A 21,174-nucleotide genomic window follows, 5' to 3' on the forward strand; every position below is an offset into this window, starting at 1 on the left:
GAAGGCCTTTTGCATCATAACAACCTGTTACGGGCGATAAACTTTTACGTTGCTGAAGCCCTGCTCGCGCAGATAAAGCGCCTGCAGACGGCTCATCACCCCGCGTTCGCACCATAGCAGCCAGGTTTTGCTCTGATCGAGATCGCCAAATTTGGTGCTCAGCTTGTAGAACGGCAGGGAAACGACCTCAACCCCCTCGACCTTCAGCGGCTTGTCTTCCTGCTCGTCGATGGAGCGAATATCGAGGATCGCATCGTTGGCGCCAAAGCCGGTCACGGTTTCCACTTCCACCACCGTCTCTTCCGTCTGCTGGGCGATTTCGCGAATATCGATATTGCTCGCCTCTTCCACCACTTTATCGAGGATGCTGAAATCGAAGTGTTCTTCTTCCGCTTCAATCTTCGCCTTCACCGCCTTCACGGTCGGGCTTTTGGAGATCACGCCGCAGTACTCCGGCATGGTGCGGGCGAAATCTTCCGTGCCGATCTCGCGGGCCAGGTCGATGATATGCTCTTTATCGTGCGAAATCAGCGGACGCAGGATCAGGGTATCGGAGACGTTGTCGATCAGGCGCAGGTTGGTGAGAGTCTGACTGGAGACCTGGCCCAGCGCTTCGCCGGTGACCAGCGCCTGCACGCCGTAGCGTTCGGCGACCTTTGACGCGGCGCGGACCATCATGCGCTTGAGCACCACGCCCATCTGACCGTCATCCACTTTTTCGAGGATTTCGCCGACCACCGGCTCAAAGTTAATCGCCACAAAGCGAACGCGGTGCGAGCTGCCGAAGCGGTTCCACAGATAATGCGCGACCTGGCGGACGCCAATCTCATGGGCGGCGCCGCCAAGGTTAAAGAAGCAGTAGTGCACACGGCAGCCGCGGCGCATCAGCATGTAGCTGGAGACGCCGGAGTCAAAGCCGCCGGAAATCAGCGACAGCACATCTTCCTGCGTGCCGATCGGGAAGCCGCCGATACCTTCATAGCGGCCTTTCACCAGCAGCAGGCGATCGTTTTCAATCTCAAGATTGACGGTGACGTCCGGGTCGGTCAGCTTCACGCGCGCCGTTTCAATATGCTGATTCAGGCCGCCGCCGACGTAGCGCTCCACCTCAATTGAGGTGAATTCATGTTTGCCGCGTCGCTTCACCCGCACGCAGAAGGTTTTGCCTTCCAGCGCCTCGCGCCACAGCGGCAGCGTCTGCTCAAAAATATCGTGCAGCGAGGTGAACGGTACGTCTTCGACTTCCAGAATATGGTGGATGCCGGGAATACGGGTCAGCGCATCGCGAATAGCCGGGCGCTGATTTTCATCTTTCGCGCGAACTTCGATATGATCCCAATGACGAACGACGGCCAGCGTCTCGTCATAGTTTTTGAGAACGTTACGAATGTTCCCGGTTAAGATTTTAATGAAGCGCAACCGCACAGATTGGCTTTTGATGGTGATTTCCGGGAACAATTTAATGATAAACTTCATGGCGACAATAGTTCGTTGGCAAGCCCGACGGGGCTTTAAGCAAAAGTTGTAAAGCAGCGCACACCGGTGCCTGCATCCTGGGCGCGGAGTATATCACCATTGCGCGTTATTTGCTTACACGCGTGACTTCGTTACCATACCCGGTATTGCCGTCGCGACATAACAAGAGTCTACATTCACTATGCCAAAGAAAAATGAGGCCCCGGCCAGCTTTGAAACTGCGCTGGGCGAACTGGAGCAGATCGTTAACCGTCTGGAAAGCGGCGATTTGCCGTTAGAAGAAGCGCTCAGCGAATTTGAGCGCGGGGTCCAGCTGGCCCGCCAGGGGCAAAGCCAGCTACAGCAGGCCGAACAGCGCGTGCAGATCCTGCTGGCGGATAGTGAAGATTCCCCGACCACGCCTTTTACGCCGGACGCTGAATAAATGGATTTCCCGCAACAATTGCAGGCCTGTGTGGAACAGGCTAACGAGGCGCTGCGCCGTTTTATCGCGCCGCAGCCCTTTCAGAACACTCCGCTGGTGGAAGCGATGCATTATGGCGCACTCTTAGGCGGTAAACGCCTGCGTCCCTTCCTTGTCTACGCTACCGGCGAGATGTTCGGCGTGAGCCGCACCACGCTGGACGCCCCTGCCGCCGCGGTCGAATGCATTCATGCTTATTCCCTGATGCATGATGATTTGCCGGCGATGGATGATGACGATCTGCGTCGCGGACTGCCGACCTGCCATATTAAATTTGGCGAAGCCAACGCAATTCTTGCGGGAGATGCCCTGCAAACGCTGGCGTTTTCTATACTCAGTGATGCGCCGATGACGGACGTCCCTGACCGGGATCGTCTGGCGATGGTTTCCGAACTGGCGCAGGCCAGCGGCGTGGCGGGCATGTGCGGCGGCCAGGCGCTGGATCTGCAGGCGGAAGGACAGCAGGTGAATCTGCAGGCGCTGGAGCGTATCCACCGCCACAAAACGGGCGCGCTGATCCGCGCCGCCGTCCGCATGGGGGCGCTGAGCGCCGGCGAACGTGGGCGCGCCGCCCTTCCCGCGCTGGATCGCTATGCGGAAAATATCGGCCTGGCCTTCCAGGTCCAGGATGACATTCTCGACGTGGTAGGGGATACTGCGACCCTTGGCAAACGTCAGGGTGCCGACCAGCAATTGGGTAAAAGCACCTATCCCGCCCTCCTGGGCCTTGAGCAAGCCCGGAAGAAAGCGCACGACCTGATCGCTGATGCCCGCCGGTCGTTAGATGAACTGGCCGCACAATCTCTGGATACTTCGGCACTGGAAGCGCTCGCGAATTACATTATTCAGCGCGATAAATAAACAATAAATGAGTCTCTGATGAGTTTTGATATTGCCAAATACCCGACCCTGGCGCTGGTAGATTCCACCCAGGAGTTGCGCCTGTTGCCAAAAGAGAGCCTGCCGAAGCTGTGTGATGAGCTGCGGCGCTACCTGCTGGACAGCGTCAGCCGCTCCAGCGGTCACTTTGCCTCTGGCCTCGGCACCGTGGAACTGACCGTGGCGCTGCACTACGTCTATAACACGCCCTTCGATCGCCTGATCTGGGACGTCGGCCACCAGGCCTACCCGCATAAAATTCTGACCGGCCGCCGCGACAAAATCGGCACCATTCGCCAGAAAGGCGGCCTGCACCCCTTCCCGTGGCGCGGTGAGAGCGAGTACGACGTACTGAGCGTCGGTCACTCCTCCACCTCCATTTCCGCTGGCATCGGGGTGGCTATCGCCGCCGCGAAAGAGGATAAGCAGCGGCGCGCGGTGTGCGTGATTGGCGACGGGGCGATCACCGCCGGCATGGCGTTTGAGGCGATGAACCACGCCGGGGATATCAAACCCGATCTGCTGGTGGTGCTGAATGACAATGAAATGTCGATCTCCGAGAACGTCGGCGCGCTGAACAATCATCTGGCGCAGCTGCTCTCCGGTAAGCTCTACTCCACCCTGCGCGAAGGCGGCAAAAAGGTCTTCTCCGGCGTACCGCCGATTAAAGAGCTGCTTAAGCGGACCGAAGAGCATATCAAAGGCATGGTGGTGCCTGGGACGCTGTTTGAAGAGCTGGGCTTTAACTATATCGGCCCGGTGGATGGCCACGATGTGCTCGGTCTGGTCAGCACTCTGAAGAACATGCGCGACCTGAAGGGCCCGCAGTTCCTGCATATTATGACCAAAAAAGGCCGCGGCTATGAGCCCGCCGAGAAAGACCCGATCACGTTCCACGCGGTGCCGAAGTTCGACCATACCAGCGGCGTGCTGCCCAAAAGCAGCGGCGGTCTCCCCTCCTACTCGAAAATCTTCGGCGACTGGCTGTGCGAAACGGCGGCCAAAGACAGCAAGCTGATGGCCATCACCCCGGCGATGCGCGAAGGTTCAGGGATGGTGGAATTTTCGAAGAAATTCCCCGATCAGTACTTTGACGTCGCCATCGCCGAGCAGCATGCGGTCACCTTCGCCGCCGGACTGGCGATTGGCGACTACAAGCCCGTCGTCGCCATCTACTCCACGTTCCTGCAACGAGCCTACGATCAGGTGATCCACGATGTGGCTATTCAGAAGCTGCCGGTGCTGTTTGCCATCGACCGCGCCGGGATTGTCGGCGCAGACGGCCAGACGCATCAGGGGGCGTTCGATCTCTCCTTCCTGCGCTGTATTCCGGATATGGTGGTGATGACGCCGAGCGATGAAAATGAATGCCGCCAGATGCTGCACACCGGCTACCACTACAGCGACGGACCCTGCGCGGTGCGCTATCCGCGCGGCAGCGGCACCGGCGCGACGCTGGAGCCGCTGGCATCGCTGCCGATCGGCAAAGGTGTCGTGAAGCGCCAGGGCGAGAAGGTCGCGATCCTTAACTTCGGCACCCTGCTGCCGGAAGCCGCGGCGGTGGCGGACAAACTCAACGCCACCCTGGTGGATATGCGCTTTGTGAAGCCGCTGGATACCGCGCTGATCCTGCAGCTGGCAGGCGAGCACGACGTTCTGGTGACGCTGGAAGAGAACGCCATTATGGGCGGCGCCGGCAGCGGCGTGAATGAAGTGCTGATGGCCCATCGCCGGGCGGTACCGGTGCTCAATATTGGCCTGCCGGATGTCTTTATTCCGCAGGGCACTCAGGAAGAGATCCGCGCCGACCTCGGCCTTGATGCCGCCGGCATTGAAGCCAAAATCCTCGACTGGCTGGCATAATCGCCCCTCCCGCTCCTGCTATGCTTAAGGGATACCCTTGATGAATAGCAGGAGCGCACTATGCACTATATCCCCCTCGGCGATACTGCCTTACGTGTTTCCCGGCTCTGCCTCGGCTGCATGACCTTCGGCGAGCCGGACCGCGGCAGGCACGCCTGGACGCTTCCGGAAGAGAGCAGTCGCCCGCTCATTCAGCACGCCATTGAAGGCGGCATCAACTTCTTCGATACCGCCAACAGCTACTCCGACGGCAGCAGCGAAGAGATCGTCGGCCGCGCCCTGCGCGACTTTGCCCGCCGCGATGAGGTGATTGTCGCCACCAAGGTCTATCATCAGGTCGGCGATCTGGCGGAAGGGCTTTCCCGGGCGCAGATCCTGCGCTCCATCGACGACAGCCTGCGCCGTCTCGGGATGGACTATGTCGACCTGCTGCAGATCCACCGCTGGGACTACAGCACCCCGATTGAAGAGACGCTCGAAGCGCTGGACGAGGTGGTGAAAGCCGGCAAAGCGCGCTATATCGGCGCCTCGTCCATGCATGCCCGGCAGTTTGCCCAGGCGCTGGCGCTTCAGCAGCAGAACGGCTGGGCGCGCTTCGTCACCATGCAGGATCACTACAACCTGATTTACCGGGAAGAAGAGAATGAGATGCTGCCCCTGTGCCAGCGTAACGGCGTGGCGGTGATCCCGTGGAGCCCGCTGGCGCGCGGCAGGCTGACCCGCCCATGGGGTGAGACCACCGCCCGGCTGGTCTCGGATGAGTTCGGCAAATCGCTTTACAGCACCAGCGAAGAGAACGACGCGCAGATCGCCGGGAATCTCGCGGACGTGGCGGAAGAGCTCGACGCCAGTCGCGCACAGGTCGCCCTCGCCTGGCTGTTAAGCAAGCCCGGCGTCGCCGCGCCGATTATCGGTCCGTCGCGTCAGGAGCAGCTCGATGACCTGCTGCAGGCGGTGGATTTGACGCTATCTTCGGAACAGATCGACAAACTGGAGGCGCCCTATCAGCCGCATCCGGTGGTGGGATTTAAGTGACGGGCGTGATTTCCCCGACAGCATGGCGCTGCCGGGGAGCAGCGGTCAAAGCAGACCGATCGGCCAGTGATGGCCAATAACATACAGCACGCCGGCGGAGATCACGCCGGCGACGATATCGTCCACCATGATCCCCATTCCGCCGTGAATATTGCGGTCAAACCAGCGAATCGGCCACGGTTTCCACATATCGAAGATACGGAAAATGACGAAGCCGGCAGCCACCCACTGCCAGTCCAGGGTCGGCAGCGCCATCAGGGTGATCCACATCCCGACGAACTCGTCCCAGACGATGCTGCCGTGGTCATGGGTGCCCATATCTTTGGCCGTACGATGGCACAGATAGACTCCGATACAGATGCTCATCATCACCACCAGCGAGTAGAGCTGCCAGGGGAGAAAAGTCATCAGATACCAGAACGGGATCGCCGCCAGCGACCCCATCGTCCCCGGCACCACCGGGCTTAAGCCGCTGCCAAAGCCGGTCGCCAGCAGATGCCACGGATTACGCATACTCAGGCGGCTAAGCGCCTCGTCTCGACTACGCAAAGTGATCGTATCCCTTTAAATCAAGCGTGACCGGCTTACCGTCACGGATAAACTGCAAACCTTCGCTCTCCGGCGCAATCTGTCCGATACAGGTAAAACGCGCGCCTAGATGGCCAAGGGCCACGTCCAACGCCCCGCGGTTCAGTTCCGGTACGGTAAAGCACAGTTCGTAATCTTCTCCACCGGCGAGCGCCCAGCGCAGCGCCTGCTCGGGCTCAACCTGGCGCAGCATGGCGTCGGAGTACGGCATGGCATCAAGATCGATGCGCGCGCCGCAGTCGCTGGCTTTGAGAATATGACCCAGATCGGAGATCAGGCCGTCGGAGAGATCGATGGCCGACGTCGCCAGGTCGCGCAGCGCCTGGCCCTGCAGCACGCGGGGCATCGGACGCAGGTGACGGGCCAGCAGGTAATCGGCATCCGTCGGCGCATCCACCGTCAGACGGTTCTGCAACAGCGCCAGGCCGGCGGCGCTGTCCCCCGGAGTGCCGGTGACATAGATCCAATCTCCCGGCTTCGCGCCTGAACGTTTCATGGCGCGCCCTGGCGGCACAAAGCCGTGGATACCCAGGGTCATGGCGAGCGGGCCGCGGGTGGTGTCGCCGCCAATCAGCTGCATATCGTAGTAGTCAAGCTGGACAAACAGGCTGTCGCTGAAGGCTTCCAGCCAGGCTTCATCCACCTCCGGCAAGGTCAGCGCCAGGGTGAGCCACGCCGGCTCCGCGCCCATCGCCGCGAGGTCGCTCAGGTTTACCGCCAGCGCTTTATAGGCGAGGTCGGCCGGGTCGATATCGGGGAAGAAGTGATTGCCCGCCACCAGAGTGTCGGTGCTGATTGCCAGCGTTTTTTTCTCGGGAATATTCAGGAGAGCGCAGTCGTCGCCGATACCGGTTTCGACATCAAGACGAGCGCTTTTAACGCGATCAAAATAACGGGCAATCAGGGAGAATTCGCCACATGCCATACGTTATGCCTCAGCAAAATAATAAATAAGGCCGGGTTGCGAGGCGACCCTCGCAAAACCCGGCCTGCAGTTTACTTCTTGTGGGGACGAATTACCGGAGCCGCTTTGTCCAGCACGCCGTTGACGAACTTGTGGCTATCTTCAGCGCCGAAGGTTTTCGCCAGTTCGATAGCTTCATTGATGGCCACTTTATACGGTACGTCATCACGTTTGGATAGCTCAAACAGCGCGATACGCAGCACCGCTTTTTCCACCTGACCCAGCTCTTCCAGCTGACGGGACAGGTAGGGCTTCATCAGGCCGTCGAGGTACGCGCTGTTAGTCGCCACTCCGGACAGCAGTTCGCGGAAATACAGAACATCAACATCTTTTACGTCCTGTTCCGCCAGGAACTGGTATTCGACATCAGCGATGTCGTTGTGGGACAACTGCCAGGAGTAGAGCGCCTGAACGGCACACTCACGGGCGCGGCGACGAGCAGCAGGTTTCACGGAATTCCCCTTACAAAAATCAGGCCTTGATGGCTTTCAATACGTTAATCATTTCCAGCGCGGTCAGCGCAGCTTCTGCGCCTTTGTTACCGGCTTTGGTGCCAGCGCGCTCGATGGCTTGTTCAATACTTTCAGTGGTCAGAACACCAAAGGCTACCGGGATTTCGCTGTCCTGAGCGACGTGCGCCAGGCCATTGCTGGCACCGCCAGCCACATATTCAAAGTGGGCGGTACCGCCGCGAATCACCGTACCCAGCGCAATCACCGCGTCATATTTACCGGTTTTCGCCAGTGCGCCAGCCGCCAGCGGCAGCTCGTACGCGCCTGGAACCCAAACAACGGTGATGTTTTCATCTTTTACCTGACCAATGCGTTTCAGGGCGTCAATCGCACCTTCCAGCAGGCTGTCATTGATAAAGTTGTTGAAACGCGCAATGGTGATGGCGACGCGAGCGTCCGGGGTAGCAACGTTAGCTTCAATAATGTTCATACTCTTCCTTCGGGTTCATGTGCCCCGCAAGGGGGGCGGATTTTATCATATTATTCTGAGCGCTGCTTCCTAATAATCAGGAAAGCCTCACGCAGTGGTTAAATGCAGGCAGACATCCGGGCCAACCTGACGTATCTCATTGAATTTGAAATGGGGCGCCTGGCTCAGTTCTTCAAGCCCCGGCAGCGCGCATAATCCACGCGCCGCATTGCCTAACAGTTTAGGCGCAATATAGACGATAAGCTCGTCGACCAGGCCCGCCTGCAGCAGCGCCCCGGCAAGCGTGGCCCCCGCCTCCACCCAGACGCTGTTGATCTGCTGTTTGCCGAGCAGCATCATCAGCAGCACCAGATCGAGATGGCCGTTATGTTCCGGAACCAGCAGCGTGCGCACGCTGTCCGGCCACTGGCGCTCATCGGCGCTCAGGCGGGCAAACAGCGTTTCCCCCGCCTGCTGCACAATACGATGCTCAGGCGTGACGCGGTTCTGGCTGTCGATAACGACGCGCAGCGGCTGGCGCAAATTCTCTTCGGGATACAGCGCCTGGGTATCGGCGCTCAGCTCCTGCCAGCGCACGGTCAGCGCCGGATCGTCCGCCAGCACGGTGGCGCTGCTGGTCAGGATAGCATGGCTCTGGGCGCGCAGACGCTGCACGTCGCGTCGCGCCTGCGGGGAGGTGATCCACTGGCTTTCGCCGCTGGCCATCGCCGTGCGGCCGTCCAGCGAGGCGCCCAGCTTGAGCTGGACCCAGGGAAAACCGGTGCGCATCCGCTTCAGGAAGCCCTTATTCAGCGCTTCCGCCTCGTTCATCATCAGCCCGTGGCTGACGTCAATACCGGCCTGCTGCAGACGGTACAGGCCGCGCCCCGCCACCTGCGGGTTCGGATCCTGCATCGCGGCGACCACGCGGCTGACGCCGGCGGCAATCAGGGCGTCGCAGCACGGCGGCGTACGACCGTGGTGGCTGCAGGGCTCGAGGGTGACGTAGGCGGTGGCGCCGCGCGCCTTTTCCCCGGCCATCCGCAAGGCGTGCACTTCGGCATGCGGCTCGCCGGCGCGATAGTGGAACCCTTCGCCGACGATCTCGCCGTCTTTGACAATGACGCAGCCAACGTTAGGGTTAGGATGGGTGGTAAAGCGACCGCGGGCGGCGAGCTTGAGCGCACGCGCCATGTACATTTCGTCCTGCATGGCTTAGTCCTGTAAGCGGGCGATCTCTTCGCCGAATTCTTTGATATCTTCGAAGCTGCGATAGACCGACGCGAAGCGAATATAGGCGACTTTATCCAGTTTTTTCAGCTGCTCCATCACCAGGTTGCCGATCATTTTGCTGGCCACTTCGCGCTCGCCGGTGCCGCGCAGATGGGTTTTGATATGGTTGACCGCCATTTCGACGTCATCGGCGCTGACCGGACGTTTCTCCAGCGCTTTCAGCATCCCACTGCGCAGCTTGTCTTCGTTGAAGGGTTCACGCACATCGTTACTCTTCACCACCCGCGGCATGACCAGCTCCGCCACTTCAAAGGTGGTAAAGCGCTCATTACAGACCAGACACTGCCGACGGCGACGCACGGAAGAGCCTTCCCCTACCAGACGAGAGTCGATCACTTTGGTATCCACGGCGAAACAGAAAGGGCAATGCATAGCGCGTCCTGACAGGTAGTTAAACTGAAGGGTAGTTTACCGCGAAGTGACCTGACTACAAAGAAAGAGCTTTTGAGACAAAGGATCTATGGGAGAGTCAGGCGGTTTGGCTACCATTAAGCATCCTCTGCAAACGGAATCCTGACCATGACAAGACGTTACCTGAAACTCGCCATCGCGGGCAGCCTGTTTACCCTGACCGCCTGCGCCCAGCAAAGCGAAATCCGCCAGATGCACCAGAGCGTGAGTACGCTGAGCCAGGAGATGACCCAGCTCAATCAGCAAACGATCAAAATTACCCAGCAAAACGCGCTGAACGCGAAATCCACCCGCGGCGTCTATCTGCTGCCGGAGGCGAAAACCCCGGCGCGGCTGGAGAGCCAGATCGGCACCCTGCGCATGTCGGTGGCGAGCATTACGCCGGATGGCGACGGGTCACGCCTGACCTTACGTATTCAGGGCGAATCCAACGATCCGCTGCCGGCCTTTACCGCCACCGTCGCCTCCGGACAGATCACCGGCACTACCCACAGCCACCAGGAAGTGAATGTTCAGGATCAATTGATCAGCGCCCCGGCCAGCATTCTCGCCCCCAGCGATGTCGATATCCCGCTGCGCCTGAACGTGACGCCGGACAAAGTCGGTTTTATTCGCGTCCACGATATCCAGCCCGCCGCCGCGCAGTAAGCCTTGCCGCCGGGCTTCCCCCTGCCCGGCGACGTCCTGTCCCGTTATTCTTATCCACTTACAACTTTTCGCAAGAGTTCATTAGAAATCGTTCTGCATCGCGATTTTCAGTAGCATTTTGTCAAGAAATGCATAGAATCGTGAACGCAATCGATTACGCATGTTCTGGTTATGTGAAACAACACGTATTTTTGTGAGCAATGATTCCTATAATAGACCCCCACAGAAACACGAAATATTTAGAAACGCTTCGGCACTTCTTTTAACGCCTTCAGGCTCAATTTAAACAGTGGCATTACTATGAAAAAAACATTACTGGCAGCGGGTGCGGTTGTGGCGCTCTCCACTTCTTTTACCGCGGGCGCGGCAGAAAACGACAAACCGCAGTATCTGTCTGACTGGTGGCACCAGAGTGTTAACGTGGTGGGCAGCTACCACACCCGTTTTGGACCGCAGATCCGTAACGATACCTACCTGGAATACGAAGCGTTCGCCAAAAAAGACTGGTTTGATTTCTACGGCTATATCGATGCCCCGGTATTCTTCGGCGGCAACAGCACGGCAAAAGGTATCTGGAACAACGGCTCCCCGCTGTTTATGGAGATCGAACCGCGCTTCTCTATCGATAAGCTGACCAACACCGACCTGAGCTTCGGGCCGTTCAAAGAGTGGTATTTCGCGAACAACTATATCTACGATATGGGCCGCAATGACTCCCAGGAGCAGAGCACCTGGTATATGGGTCTGGGTACCGATATCGACACCGGCCTGCCGATGAGCCTGTCGCTGAACGTCTACGCCAAATACCAGTGGCAGAACTACGGCGCGTCCAACGAAAACGAGTGGGACGGCTACCGCTTCAAAGTGAAATACTTTGTGCCGCTGACCGACCTGTGGGGCGGTTCGCTGAGCTACATCGGCTTCACCAACTTCGACTGGGGCTCTGACCTCGGCGATGACAACTTCTACGATCTGAACGGGAAGCACGCGCGCACCAGCAACTCCATCGCCTCCAGCCATATCCTGGCGCTGAACTACGCGCACTGGCACTACTCGGTGGTGGCCCGTTACTTCCATAACGGCGGCCAGTGGGCTGACGATGCCAAGCTGAACTTCGGCGATGGCGATTTCAGCGTCCGCTCAACCGGTTGGGGTGGTTACTTTGTGGTTGGTTACAACTTCTGATTGCTGAAACGGCAGGACAGCGCCCGGGCCTCCCGGGCGTTTTTATTTCTCCCACACGTCGCAGCGGACCTTGCGCAGAAAATCGCTTAACGAGCGGTCGGCGCACTCGCTGAATCGACGCTCGGTCGCCCTGACCGCCAGACAGCGGTCGAGGCGAAAGTTGCGATAATCATTGCGCAGCTCGCACCAGGCCACCAGCAGCCAGCGCTCCCCCCAGAAAAACAGCCCCAGCGGCAGCACGTCGCGCTCGGTCACCCGACCGGACTCATCCTGATAGCGCAGCGCCAGCACCTGCTGGCCGGAGACCGCCTGATGAATGACGTCAAAGAAGGTTTTGGCATAGCGATGGGCGCCGAGATCGGGGGCAAACAGGCGGGTCTGCTCCGCCTGGCGCCGGCGCGCCTCCGGCAGGATCGCCAGCATCTTCTCCTGGGCAGACTCCAGCGATTGCGACAGCGCCTCGCCGCCCCAGGTTTTCAGCAGCCGGATCGCGGCGATCAGCGCTTCGGATTCTTTGGTGGTCAGCATTAGCGGCGGCAGATCGTAGCCCGCCAGCAGGCGATAACCACTCCCCGCCTCGCCCTCCACCGGCACGCCGGAGAGGGAGAGATCGCGAATATCGCGATACACGGTGCGCTCCGACACGCCCAGCCGCTCCGCCAGCAGCGCGGCGGTGGTGAGCCGCCTGCCGCGCAGGATCTGCACAATCTGAAATAAACGGTCGGCGCGTCGGGTCATGTCTCACTTCACAAAAAGTTCAGGTTAAGCCGGTTGGTGCAGGCCAACGCGGTTGCCCTCGCTGTCAGTAAACAGCGCGATGGTGCCAATATCATTCGGCAGCGTCAACGGCCCGAAAACACATGCCCCACCCGCCGAGGCAACGCGGTCGAGGGTGGCGGCAAGATGGTCTGTATGCAGGTAAATAATAGCGCCCTGCGCAGAGGGCGCGATACCCTCAAATTTGGCCAGCGCGCCGCCGGGGGCCGGATCCTGATGCGGGAACACCGCCAGCTCGGCGCAGTCCATGGTTTCGCGACGCAGCGTCACCTGCATTACCGGCTCATAAAACGCGACGGCGCGATCCATATCGGCGACCGGAATTTCAAACCAGTTAATCACGTTATTCATACTTCCTCCTGCTCGTTAGTGAGTTCAGAAGGAGTGTATGGGAGGGCTCCTGACAGCATACTGTCAGCAGGTTTTGTAGCGGGCAAAAAAAATCCCGGCCGCCTGGCCGGGATTGCGTTATTTCAACTGAACCGTATTACGGCAGAATAGACGGCTGGTCCGCCCCTTCTTTTTCGACCTTCTGCTGCAGCAGATGCTCGCGCTTCATGCCCAGCTTCAACGCCAGCGCGGAGGCGACGTAGATAGAAGAAGCCGTACCGATGGAGACACCGATCAGCATGGTCAGCGAGAAGCCTTCCAGAATAGGGCCGCCGAACAGGAACAGCATCAGGATCACCATCAGGGTGGTCCCGGAGGTGATCAAGGTACGGTGCAGCGTCTGGGTCAACGACACGTTGAAGATCTCGTACGGCGTACCGCGGCGGATCTTACGGAAGTTTTCACGGATACGGTCCGATACCACGATACTGTCGTTCAGCGAGTAGCCGATAACCGACATCAACGAGGCCACAATGGTCAGGTCGATCTCGATATGGAACAGCGACAGCACCCCCATGGTGATCACCACGTCGTGCGCCAGGGCGATAACCACCCCCGCCGCCAGACGCCATTCGAAGCGGAAGCCGACGTAGATCAGGATACAGACCAGCGCGGCAATCAGCGCCAGGGCGCCGGTTTGCGCAAGGTCCGCGCCGACGCTCGGGCCGACAAACTCAATACGCTTCACCGCCGCGTTCTGGCTGGTCGATTCGTTAATCACCGTCACGACCTTGCTGCCCAACTCCTGGCTGACGTTGGCGTCATGCACCGGCGGCATACGTACCATGATGTCGCGGCTGCTGCCAAAGTTCTGCACCTGCGGCTCTTCAAAGCCCGCTTTCTGCAGGGAATCGCGCATCTGGTCCAGATCGACCGGCTTCTCAAGGGTAATTTCGATCACCGTACCGCCGGTGAAATCGAGACCCCAGTTAAAGCCGCGGACGCCGATGATGGCGATCGACACAATCAGCAGAAAGCCTGAAATGCCGAAGGCCCAGTAATCCCAGCGCATAAAGTCCCAGACTTTACGGCCGTGGTTCAATTGTTCAACAGTATATTCCTGTGCCACAACGCACTCCTCAGATAGACAGCTTTTTAACGCGCTTGCCGCCGTACAGCAGGTTCACGATGGCACGGGTGCCGACGATAGCGGTAAACATTGAGGTCGCGATACCGATACCGGTGGTAATCGCAAACCCTTTAATGGCACCGGTACCGACCGCGTACAGGATGATCACTTTGATAAGCGTCGTCACGTTGGCGTCGAAGATCGAGCTGAACGCGCCGCGATAACCTTCGTCAATCGCCTGCTGAACGGTACGCCCGTTGCTCAGCTCTTCTTTGATACGCTCGTTGATCAGAACGTTAGCATCGACCGCCACCGCAAGGGTTAACACGATACCCGCGATGCCCGGCATGGTCAGCGTCGCCCCCGGGATCAGGGACATAATGCCGACAATCAGCACCAGGTTGGCAATCAGCGCCGAGGTCGCAATCAGACCGAACTTCTTATAGAAGAGGATCATGAACAGGATAGAGACCACCAGGCCGGCCAGACAGGCTTCCAGACCCTGCTTGATGTTCTGCATGCCAAGGGTTGGGCCGATAGTCCGCTCTTCGACGATCTGAATCGGCGCAATCAACGCGCCGGCACGCAGCAGCAGCGACAGCTGGCGAGCTTCGTTCGGGTTGCTGATACCGGTAATACGGAAGCTGTTGCCCAAGCGCGACTGGATGTTGGCGATGTTAATCACCTCTTCCTCTTTCGCCAGGATAGCGCGACCGTTGGCGTCTTTCTTACCGCTGTCTTTATACTCCACGAACAGGGTCGCCATCGGCTTGCCGATGTTGTCCTTGGTGAAGTTGGACATGATGTTGCCGCCCGCGCTGTCCAGCGAGATGTTGACCTGCGGCTGGTTGTACTCATCCATGCTGGAGGTCGAGTCGGTGATATGGTCACCGGTCAGGATCACCCGCTTGTACAGCACCACCGGCTGGCCTTCACGCGTCTCTTTCACTTCCGAGTCGCCCGGCACGCGGCCTGAGGCGGCGGCGGACTGGTCCACGTTGGTATTGACCAGACGGAACTCGAGGGTCGCGGTCGCGCCAAGGATCTCCTTCGCCCGCGCGGTATCCTGGATACCCGGCAGCTCAACCACGATGCGATCAGCGCCCTGACGCTGAACCAGCGGTTCGGCGACGCCCAGCTGGTTCACACGGTTACGCAGAATGTTAATGTTCTGCTGGACCGCATACTCACGCGCTTCTTTCAGGCGCTCATCGGTCATCACCGCTTTCAGGCTGTTGTCACCCTGAGAGGAGATTACCAGATCGCGATGGCGAGGGCTGAGATAAGAGATAGCCTGGTCGCGCGCCGCGCTGTCGCGGAAGACGATGCTCAGACCATAGTTGTCTTCCTTGCGCACGGTCGCGTAAGGAATGCCTTTGTCGCGCAGCTCGCTGCGCAGGCTATCGATGTTCTGTTCCTGCAGTTTGCCTAACGCGGTGTCCATGTCGACTTCCATCAGGAAGTGCACGCCGCCGCGCAGATCAAGACCCAGCTTCATCGGCTCGGCATAGAGTGCCGCCAGCCAGCGTGGGGTTGCCGGAGCAAGGTTTAGCGCCACGACGTATTTGTCACCCAACACGGTAAGCAGCGCTTCACGCGCGCGCAGCTGGGTATCAGTGGTGTCGAAGCGCGCAAGAATAGCGCCCTCTTCCAGTGCCACAGACTTCGCGGTAATTTTTTCTTCTTGTAAAGTTTTCTGGACCTGGATCAGCGTTTGCTCACTGGCGGCGACGCCGCGCGCGCCAGTGATTTGAACAGCCGGATCCTCACCATACAGGTTGGGAAGCGCATAGATCAGGCCGACGACAATGACGACGACCAGCATGACATACTTCCACAAAGGATAACGGTTTAACACGGCAGTTCCCTTTGGGAAAAGTTAGATTACAGCGCCTTCATGGTGCCTTTCGGCAGAACGGCAGCAACGAAGTCACGTTTGATAACCACTTCAGTGGTATCGTTCAGCGCGATAGCAATGTAGCCAGTTTCCGCTACTTTGGTCACGCGACCGACCAGACCGCCGTTGGTCAGCACTTCATCACCTTTGGCGATGGAGTTCATCAGGTTCTTATGTTCCTTGGTGCGCTTCTGCTGTGGACGCAGGATCATGAAGTAAAAAATCAGACCGAACACCACCAGCATCAGAATCAGAGACATCGGGCTGCCCTGCGCCGGTGCACCCGTTGCCGCTACCGCATCAGAAATAAAAAAGCTCATTGAAATTCCCTCATTATTAAAATTAATCAACGTTCAAAGGAGGCACGGTGCGCCCCTGACGTTGGTAAAAATCGGTCACGAAGCTCTCTAATTTACCCTCTTCGATAGCCTTGCGTAAACCAGCCATTAAACGCTGATAGTAGCGCAGGTTATGAATGGTATTGAGACGCGCGCCCAATATTTCGTTGCAACGGTCAAGGTGATGCAAGTAAGCGCGTGAATAATTGCGACATGTATAGCAATCACACTCGGCGTCCAGCGGCGCGGTATCGCTTTTGTGCTTCGCGTTGCGGATTTTCACCACGCCGTCGGTGACGAACAGGTGGCCGTTACGCGCGTTGCGCGTCGGCATGACGCAGTCGAACATATCGATACCGCGACGTACCCCTTCCACCAGATCTTCCGGCTTCCCGACGCCCATCAGGTATCGTGGTTTATCGGCCGGGATCTGCGGGCAGACGTGCTCCAGAATACGGTGCATGTCTTCCTTCGGCTCGCCGACCGCCAAACCGCCGACAGCGTAGCCATCAAAGCCAATCTCTACCAGACCTTTCACCGAGATATCACGTAAATCTTCGTAAACGCTGCCCTGAATGATGCCGAACAGCGCATTTTTATTGCCAAGACTATCGAAACGGTCGCGGCTGCGCTTCGCCCAGCGCAGAGACATCTCCATTGAGCGCTTGGCGTAATCCCAGTCCGCCGGGTACGGCGTACATTCGTCGAAGATCATCACGATGTCGGAACCGAGATCGTACTGAATCTCCATGGATTTTTCCGGATCGAGGAAAATCGGATCGCCGTTGATCGGGTTACGGAAGTGGACGCCCTGCTCGGTGATCTTACGGATATCGCCAAGGCTGAACACCTGGAAGCCGCCGGAGTCGGTCAGGATCGGTCCTTTCCACTGCATAAAATCGTGCAGATCGCCGTGCAGCTTCATGATCTCCTGACCCGGGCGCAGCCACAGGTGGAAGGTGTTGCCGAGAATAATCTGCGCGCCGGTGGCTTCCACCTCTTCCGGCGTCATCCCTTTGACGGTGCCGTAGGTGCCAACGGGCATAAAGGCCGGTGTTTCCACCACGCCGCGCTCAAACACCAGGCGACCGCGGCGGGCGCGACCGTCGGTGGTATCCAGTTCAAATTTCATGCTTGCTCCTGCGTCAGAAAAACAGTCCGACGTTTTGATACTCGCCACGGAATGATTCCGTGGCTAAAAATGCGTCATGGCGTGCCAAAAGCCGGCGGGCCGGCCTTTTCAGGGACGCTCAGAAATAGCCTGCGGATTGTACGTGATAAACATCGCATCCCCGTAGCTAAAAAAGCGATATTTCTGCTCCACCGCTACCTTATAGGCGTTCATGGTGTGCTGATAACCCGCAAACGCCGACACCAGCATAATCAGTGTGGATTCAGGGAGATGGAAGTTGGTCACCAGCGCATCGATCACCTGGTACTGATAACCCGGATAGATGAAAATCTGCGTATCGTCGAAGAACGGCGCGATCAGGGCGTCTTTCGCCGCCTGCGCCGCGCTCTCCAGCGAGCGTACCGAGGTGGTGCCCACCGCGATCACGCGATTGCCGCGCGCTTTCGCCGCCAGCACCGCATCGACCACCTCCTGCGGCACTTCCGCATATTCTGAGTGCATAGTGTGCTCTTCAATGCTGTCGACGCGCACCGGCTGGAAGGTACCCGCGCCCACGTGCAGGGTGACAAACGCCATCTCAACGCCTTTAGCGCGCAGTTTGTCCAGCAGCGGTTCGTCGAAGTGCAGACCCGCGGTCGGGGCGGCTACCGCGCCCGGCCGGGTGCCGTAGACGGTTTGATAGAGCTCGCGGTCAGCGTCTTCGTCCGGGCGATCAATGTAGGGCGGCAGCGGCATATGGCCGATCCCGTTAAGGATCTCCAGCACCGGGCGCTCGTCGTTAAATTCCACTTCAAACAGCGCGCCGTGACGCGCCAGCATGGTGGCCTGAATGCTCTCGTCGTCGCCCAGCAGCAGCTCGGCGCCCGGCTTCGGCGCTTTCGAGGCGCGAATATGGGCGAGGATGCGCTTATCATCCAGCATCCGCTCCACCAGCACTTCAATCTTGCCGCCGCTGGCCTTGCGGCCGAACAGACGCGCCGGGATCACCCGGGTGTTGTTAAACACCAGCAGATCGCCGGGATTGAGCTTATCGAGGATGTCGGTGAAGGTGCCATGCGTCAGCGCGCCCGTCGGCCCGTCCAGGGAGAGTAAGCGGCAGCTACTGCGCTCAGGCATCGGATAGTGGGCGATCAGGGATTCGGGTAGTTCAAAAGCAAAATCGGTAACGCGCATGACGATAACTCAGACTGAATAAAGAGGCGGGTAGTCTAGTGCCGGGGCGGTCTGCCTGCAACCTTTACCCCTCCGGATGAATGACATAATCTATATTCCAAATCATTCCGAATGCCGCCATGCGGCAGCCGAATGCATCACCGGTGGCAGAGGGCCGCGCGCGGCCAGACAGCACGCCATCCGGGCACCGGGGCTGCCGTTCAGGGCGACGCGCAGCGCTACACCGCTCACTCTGCCCGCCAGAAAGTATTTGAAGGATGTCGTCACTATGAATTTTCTCGCCCACCTGCACCTGGCCCATCTCGCCGACAGTTCGCTGCCCGGCAATCTGATGGCCGACTTTGTGCGCGGCAACCCGCAGGGCGACTATCCGGCGGAGATTGTTGACGGCATCTATATGCATCGGCGGATTGACGTGCTGACTGACAACCTGGCGGAAGTCAAAGAGGCGCGGGAGTGGTTTCGCCCGCAGACCCGCCGCGTCGCCCCGATCACCCTCGACGTCATGTGGGATCATTTCCTGTCGCAGCACTGGGCGCAGCTCTCCCCTGACCTGCCGCTGGAGGAGTTCGTGCGCTACGCCGAGCGGCAGATCGTGCCGATCCTGCCCGACTCGCCGCCCCGCTTCGTCAATCTCAACCAATATCTGTGGTCGGAGCGCTGGCTGGAGCGCTATCAGGAGATGGATTTTATTCAGCGCGTGCTTAACGGCATGGCCAGCCGCCGCCCGCGTCTCGAGGCGCTGCGCGACTCCTGGCAGGATCTGGATACCCACTACGACCGGCTGGAGGGGCAGTTCTGGCGCTTTTATCCGCAGATGATGCGTCAGGCGAAAAACAAACAGCTGTAATCGCTGCGACATTGATAGGTAAAAGCTGGCTGAACGATTGTCGGTGCCTCTTTGTGTTATTGGCGGACAGGCTCTATACTTGCCGGCGTTGCGTTTTAAATAACCTTAGTAATTACAGGAGAATCAAATGGTTCTGGTCACTCGTCAAGCGCCGGATTTTACTGCAGCCGCTGTGCTGGGTAATGGTGAGATCGTTGAGAAATTCAATTTCAAACAGCACACCAACGGTAAACCTACCGTTCTGTTCTTCTGGCCGATGGACTTCACCTTCGTTTGCCCGTCTGAGCTGATCGCGTTCGACAAACGTTACGAAGAATTCCAGAAACGCGGCGTGGAAGTGGTTGGCGTTTCCTTCGACTCGGAGTTCGTGCACAACGCATGGCGTAACACCCCGGTAGACCAGGGCGGTATCGGCCCGGTTAAATACGCGATGGTTGCTGACATCAAACGTGAAATCCAGAAAGCTTACGGTATCGAGCATCCGGACGAAGGCGTTGCTCTGCGTGGTTCCTTCCTGATCGACGCTAACGGCGTGGTTCGTCACCAGGTGGTTAACGACCTGCCGCTGGGCCGTAACATCGACGAAATGCTGCGCATGGTTGACGCGCTGCAGTTCCACGAAGAGCACGGCGAAGTTTGCCCGGCGCAGTGGGAAAAAGGAAAAGAAGGTATGGCTGCCTCTCCGGAAGGCGTTGCAAAATACCTGACCGAAAACGTCTCCAGCCTGTAATCGGCACACGTTTTTATAAAAGGCTCGCTCAGGCGGGCCTTTTTTGTTAGCGACGTCAAAATTTAGGAAAATGACCCGGCGATATTTGTGACCAGGAATACACTTCTGCCGAAAAATTTCGCTCTGCCTCTCATTTTTTCTCTGGCAAATTTCAGCGCCAAATCTCAAGCACTCCGTAACCCACTGAAAATAATATAAATTATTTATATGGTTTTCTGCCAGCACTTTGCCGTCGATGTGATCGCCATCAATATTTAAAACCGCGGATGTGATCTCATCCATCATTTTTATCAATGTATTTGGTCATGATTTTACTCAGGAACAGGAATACGTTCAGGAGAAGAGAATGGATATTATTTTTGACCCGACGTTAATCGCCCTGAAGCAGAATATTTCCCATGCGGAAGAGGCCATCGAACTGGCGGGTTCATTACTCGCCAGGCGTCAGATTTGCAGCGCCGAATATGTCAGCGAGATGCTGACGGTATACGAAGATTTTGGCGCCGCCATCGTGATAGATGACGGGATTGCCATGCCGCACGCCCGCCCGGAAAAAGGGGCATTGCAGACCGGATTTTCGCTTGTCACCACCGCCACGCCAGTGACCTTCGGCCACGATGAGTTCGATCCGGTTACCGTCGTCATCGCCATCGCGGGCGCCGATGCTGACAGTCATATCAAAATGATCCAACTGATAGCCTCGCTGATCGAGTCAGATATCGTGACCTTTCTTCAGCAGGAAACTGACGTGAATTCAGTCTTACATTTCATCCAAAAACAAATGGAGTAGTCATTATGTTAGTTATCAGAACGGTTTGTGGTAACGGTATTGGCAGTTCATTGATGGCTGCGAATAATGTGAAGAAGATCTGTGAAGAATTAGGTATCAAAGCGGACGTCGCCTCGGTCGATTTTGCTAACGCCGTCGGGGAAAAAGCCGACCTTTATGTCACGATCAAAGAACTGGCAAATAAATTTCCGGCCCACTGTCATGTCGCCATTATTCGCAGCTATGTCCATAAAGCAAAAATCGCCGAGGATATTACCGACGCGCTGATGAAAATTGCTGCGACTCACTCTTAATCAGCATAG

Annotated in this window: 24 protein-coding genes and 2 pseudogenes; 10 read left to right on the plus strand and 16 right to left on the minus strand. The window is 58.1% G+C overall.

The window, feature by feature from the left end:
* Positions 1–27: 27 nt before the first annotated feature.
* Positions 28–1,476, minus strand: a complete 1,449-nt coding sequence (thiI, locus tag LGM20_RS19920; protein ID WP_004151340.1) for a tRNA uracil 4-sulfurtransferase ThiI — start codon at positions 1,474–1,476, stop codon at positions 28–30.
* Positions 1,477–1,657: 181 nt separating this feature from the next.
* On the opposite strand from thiI, the gene xseB reads away from it, so the two are divergent.
* Genes xseB through LGM20_RS19940 form a run of 4 tightly spaced genes read left to right on the plus strand, consistent with a single transcriptional unit; the run spans position 1,658 to position 5,716 of the window.
* Positions 1,658–1,900 carry an exodeoxyribonuclease VII small subunit gene (gene xseB, locus LGM20_RS19925; protein WP_004204824.1) on the plus strand — a complete coding sequence of 81 codons (243 nt, stop codon included), beginning with the start codon at positions 1,658–1,660 and terminating at the stop codon, positions 1,898–1,900.
* On the plus strand, positions 1,901–2,800 hold the full coding sequence (ispA, locus tag LGM20_RS19930) for a (2E,6E)-farnesyl diphosphate synthase (RefSeq protein WP_004204826.1): 900 nt from the start codon (positions 1,901–1,903) through the stop codon (positions 2,798–2,800).
* A gap of 18 nt (positions 2,801–2,818) precedes the next feature.
* Positions 2,819–4,681 (plus strand): 1-deoxy-D-xylulose-5-phosphate synthase, encoded by a 1,863-nt coding sequence (gene dxs, locus LGM20_RS19935; protein ID WP_023288599.1) that lies wholly within the window; start codon positions 2,819–2,821, stop codon positions 4,679–4,681.
* Positions 4,682–4,741: 60 nt separating this feature from the next.
* Positions 4,742–5,716, plus strand: a complete 975-nt coding sequence (locus LGM20_RS19940) for an aldo/keto reductase (RefSeq protein ID WP_023288598.1) — start codon at positions 4,742–4,744, stop codon at positions 5,714–5,716.
* Positions 5,717–5,761: 45 nt separating this feature from the next.
* On the opposite strand, the gene pgpA is transcribed toward LGM20_RS19940, so the two are convergent.
* From pgpA to nrdR, 6 genes are all read right to left on the minus strand, one after another.
* Entirely contained in the window at positions 5,762–6,229 is a 468-nt protein-coding gene (gene pgpA / locus LGM20_RS19945) for a phosphatidylglycerophosphatase A (RefSeq protein ID WP_004204830.1), read from the minus strand.
* 28 nt (positions 6,230–6,257) lie between these two features.
* Positions 6,258–7,229: a thiamine-phosphate kinase gene (gene thiL / locus LGM20_RS19950; RefSeq protein ID WP_044521247.1), complete on the minus strand. Its 972-nt coding sequence runs from the start codon at positions 7,227–7,229 to the stop codon at positions 6,258–6,260.
* Positions 7,230–7,300: 71 nt separating this feature from the next.
* Entirely contained in the window at positions 7,301–7,720 is a 420-nt protein-coding gene (nusB, locus tag LGM20_RS19955) for a transcription antitermination factor NusB (protein ID WP_002891356.1), read from the minus strand.
* Positions 7,721–7,739: 19 nt separating this feature from the next.
* Positions 7,740–8,210: a 6,7-dimethyl-8-ribityllumazine synthase gene (gene ribH / locus LGM20_RS19960; RefSeq protein WP_001021161.1), complete on the minus strand. Its 471-nt coding sequence runs from the start codon at positions 8,208–8,210 to the stop codon at positions 7,740–7,742.
* Between the two features lie 87 nt (positions 8,211–8,297).
* Entirely contained in the window at positions 8,298–9,401 is a 1,104-nt protein-coding gene (ribD, locus tag LGM20_RS19965; RefSeq protein ID WP_023288596.1) for a bifunctional diaminohydroxyphosphoribosylaminopyrimidine deaminase/5-amino-6-(5-phosphoribosylamino)uracil reductase RibD, read from the minus strand.
* Between the two features lie 3 nt (positions 9,402–9,404).
* Complete coding sequence (gene nrdR / locus LGM20_RS19970; RefSeq protein ID WP_002890417.1) at positions 9,405–9,854, minus strand: transcriptional regulator NrdR; 450 nt, start codon at positions 9,852–9,854, stop codon at positions 9,405–9,407.
* Between the two features lie 147 nt (positions 9,855–10,001).
* Here nrdR and LGM20_RS19975 point away from each other — a divergent pair, with 147 nt between their 5' ends.
* Positions 10,002–10,541, plus strand: a complete 540-nt coding sequence (locus LGM20_RS19975) for a SadB/YajI family lipoprotein (RefSeq protein ID WP_044521246.1) — start codon at positions 10,002–10,004, stop codon at positions 10,539–10,541.
* A gap of 300 nt (positions 10,542–10,841) precedes the next feature.
* Complete coding sequence (locus LGM20_RS19980; protein WP_004204836.1) at positions 10,842–11,726, plus strand: nucleoside-specific channel-forming protein Tsx; 885 nt, start codon at positions 10,842–10,844, stop codon at positions 11,724–11,726.
* Between the two features lie 42 nt (positions 11,727–11,768).
* Here the strand turns inward: LGM20_RS19980 and LGM20_RS19985 are convergent, their stop codons facing one another.
* The 8 genes and pseudogenes from LGM20_RS19985 to LGM20_RS20020 form a co-directional block, all read right to left on the minus strand.
* Positions 11,769–12,464, minus strand: coding sequence for a helix-turn-helix transcriptional regulator (locus LGM20_RS19985; protein WP_023288594.1), 696 nt, complete (start codon positions 12,462–12,464; stop codon positions 11,769–11,771).
* Positions 12,465–12,488: 24 nt separating this feature from the next.
* A complete protein-coding gene (locus LGM20_RS19990; RefSeq protein WP_016160371.1) occupies positions 12,489–12,854 on the minus strand; it encodes a VOC family protein in 366 nt (121 codons plus the stop codon).
* Between the two features lie 136 nt (positions 12,855–12,990).
* A complete protein-coding gene (secF, locus tag LGM20_RS19995) occupies positions 12,991–13,962 on the minus strand; it encodes a protein translocase subunit SecF (protein WP_008805371.1) in 972 nt (323 codons plus the stop codon).
* A gap of 10 nt (positions 13,963–13,972) precedes the next feature.
* Positions 13,973–15,820 carry a protein translocase subunit SecD gene (secD, locus tag LGM20_RS20000; protein WP_008805370.1) on the minus strand — a complete coding sequence of 616 codons (1,848 nt, stop codon included), beginning with the start codon at positions 15,818–15,820 and terminating at the stop codon, positions 13,973–13,975.
* A 26-nt stretch (positions 15,821–15,846) separates the two neighbouring features.
* Positions 15,847–16,179 (minus strand): preprotein translocase subunit YajC, encoded by a 333-nt coding sequence (gene yajC / locus LGM20_RS20005; protein ID WP_002890398.1) that lies wholly within the window; start codon positions 16,177–16,179, stop codon positions 15,847–15,849.
* Between the two features lie 22 nt (positions 16,180–16,201).
* Positions 16,202–17,329: a tRNA guanosine(34) transglycosylase Tgt gene (tgt, locus tag LGM20_RS20010; RefSeq protein ID WP_002890395.1), complete on the minus strand. Its 1,128-nt coding sequence runs from the start codon at positions 17,327–17,329 to the stop codon at positions 16,202–16,204.
* Between the two features lie 108 nt (positions 17,330–17,437).
* Positions 17,438–18,502, minus strand: coding sequence for a tRNA preQ1(34) S-adenosylmethionine ribosyltransferase-isomerase QueA (gene queA, locus LGM20_RS20015; protein ID WP_004204841.1), 1,065 nt, complete (start codon positions 18,500–18,502; stop codon positions 17,438–17,440).
* Positions 18,503–18,566: 64 nt separating this feature from the next.
* Positions 18,567–18,682, minus strand: a pseudogene (locus LGM20_RS20020) (hypothetical protein).
* Positions 18,683–18,770: 88 nt separating this feature from the next.
* On the opposite strand from LGM20_RS20020, the gene acpH reads away from it, so the two are divergent.
* Both acpH and LGM20_RS20030 read left to right on the plus strand, forming a co-directional pair.
* Positions 18,771–19,352: an ACP phosphodiesterase gene (gene acpH / locus LGM20_RS20025; RefSeq protein ID WP_023288592.1), complete on the plus strand. Its 582-nt coding sequence runs from the start codon at positions 18,771–18,773 to the stop codon at positions 19,350–19,352.
* A 127-nt stretch (positions 19,353–19,479) separates the two neighbouring features.
* Positions 19,480–20,082: a peroxiredoxin gene (locus tag LGM20_RS20030; protein WP_004178733.1), complete on the plus strand. Its 603-nt coding sequence runs from the start codon at positions 19,480–19,482 to the stop codon at positions 20,080–20,082.
* Positions 20,083–20,208: 126 nt separating this feature from the next.
* On the opposite strand, the pseudogene LGM20_RS20035 reads toward LGM20_RS20030, so the two are convergent.
* Positions 20,209–20,373, minus strand: a pseudogene (locus LGM20_RS20035) (hypothetical protein); the annotation flags it as partial.
* A 55-nt stretch (positions 20,374–20,428) separates the two neighbouring features.
* Here LGM20_RS20035 and LGM20_RS20040 point away from each other — a divergent pair.
* Together LGM20_RS20040 and LGM20_RS20045 are read left to right on the plus strand one after the other, a co-directional pair.
* Complete coding sequence (locus tag LGM20_RS20040; RefSeq protein WP_044521234.1) at positions 20,429–20,872, plus strand: PTS sugar transporter subunit IIA; 444 nt, start codon at positions 20,429–20,431, stop codon at positions 20,870–20,872.
* 5 nt (positions 20,873–20,877) lie between these two features.
* On the plus strand, positions 20,878–21,165 hold the full coding sequence (locus tag LGM20_RS20045; RefSeq protein ID WP_044521233.1) for a PTS sugar transporter subunit IIB: 288 nt from the start codon (positions 20,878–20,880) through the stop codon (positions 21,163–21,165).
* The last annotated feature ends 9 nt before the right edge of the window (positions 21,166–21,174 follow it).

Source organism: Klebsiella quasipneumoniae subsp. quasipneumoniae, from assembly GCF_020525925.1.
Classification (GTDB): Bacteria; Pseudomonadota; Gammaproteobacteria; order Enterobacterales; family Enterobacteriaceae; genus Klebsiella; species Klebsiella quasipneumoniae.

Bases quoted from the DNA above. Each gene is read 5' to 3' on its own strand.
- tgt (WP_002890395.1), bottom strand. From the start codon at position 17,329: ATGAAATTTGAACTGGATACCACCGACGGTCGCGCCCGCCGCGGTCGC.
- LGM20_RS19985 (WP_023288594.1), bottom strand. From the start codon at position 12,464: ATGACCCGACGCGCCGACCGTTTATTTCAGATTGTGCAGATCCTGCGC.
- LGM20_RS19940 (WP_023288598.1), top strand. From the start codon at position 4,742: ATGCACTATATCCCCCTCGGCGATACTGCCTTACGTGTTTCCCGGCTC.
- ribH (WP_001021161.1), bottom strand. From the start codon at position 8,210: ATGAACATTATTGAAGCTAACGTTGCTACCCCGGACGCTCGCGTCGCC.
- LGM20_RS19975 (WP_044521246.1), top strand. From the start codon at position 10,002: ATGACAAGACGTTACCTGAAACTCGCCATCGCGGGCAGCCTGTTTACC.
- queA (WP_004204841.1), bottom strand. From the start codon at position 18,502: ATGCGCGTTACCGATTTTGCTTTTGAACTACCCGAATCCCTGATCGCC.
- nrdR (WP_002890417.1), bottom strand. From the start codon at position 9,854: ATGCATTGCCCTTTCTGTTTCGCCGTGGATACCAAAGTGATCGACTCT.
- LGM20_RS19980 (WP_004204836.1), top strand. From the start codon at position 10,842: ATGAAAAAAACATTACTGGCAGCGGGTGCGGTTGTGGCGCTCTCCACT.
- ribD (WP_023288596.1), bottom strand. From the start codon at position 9,401: ATGCAGGACGAAATGTACATGGCGCGTGCGCTCAAGCTCGCCGCCCGC.
- xseB (WP_004204824.1), top strand. From the start codon at position 1,658: ATGCCAAAGAAAAATGAGGCCCCGGCCAGCTTTGAAACTGCGCTGGGC.
- LGM20_RS20040 (WP_044521234.1), top strand. From the start codon at position 20,429: ATGGATATTATTTTTGACCCGACGTTAATCGCCCTGAAGCAGAATATT.
- ispA (WP_004204826.1), top strand. From the start codon at position 1,901: ATGGATTTCCCGCAACAATTGCAGGCCTGTGTGGAACAGGCTAACGAG.
- LGM20_RS20030 (WP_004178733.1), top strand. From the start codon at position 19,480: ATGGTTCTGGTCACTCGTCAAGCGCCGGATTTTACTGCAGCCGCTGTG.
- thiI (WP_004151340.1), bottom strand. From the start codon at position 1,476: ATGAAGTTTATCATTAAATTGTTCCCGGAAATCACCATCAAAAGCCAA.
- yajC (WP_002890398.1), bottom strand. From the start codon at position 16,179: ATGAGCTTTTTTATTTCTGATGCGGTAGCGGCAACGGGTGCACCGGCG.
- dxs (WP_023288599.1), top strand. From the start codon at position 2,819: ATGAGTTTTGATATTGCCAAATACCCGACCCTGGCGCTGGTAGATTCC.
- thiL (WP_044521247.1), bottom strand. From the start codon at position 7,229: ATGGCATGTGGCGAATTCTCCCTGATTGCCCGTTATTTTGATCGCGTT.
- acpH (WP_023288592.1), top strand. From the start codon at position 18,771: ATGAATTTTCTCGCCCACCTGCACCTGGCCCATCTCGCCGACAGTTCG.
- LGM20_RS20045 (WP_044521233.1), top strand. From the start codon at position 20,878: ATGTTAGTTATCAGAACGGTTTGTGGTAACGGTATTGGCAGTTCATTG.
- LGM20_RS19990 (WP_016160371.1), bottom strand. From the start codon at position 12,854: ATGAATAACGTGATTAACTGGTTTGAAATTCCGGTCGCCGATATGGAT.
- pgpA (WP_004204830.1), bottom strand. From the start codon at position 6,229: ATGCGTAATCCGTGGCATCTGCTGGCGACCGGCTTTGGCAGCGGCTTA.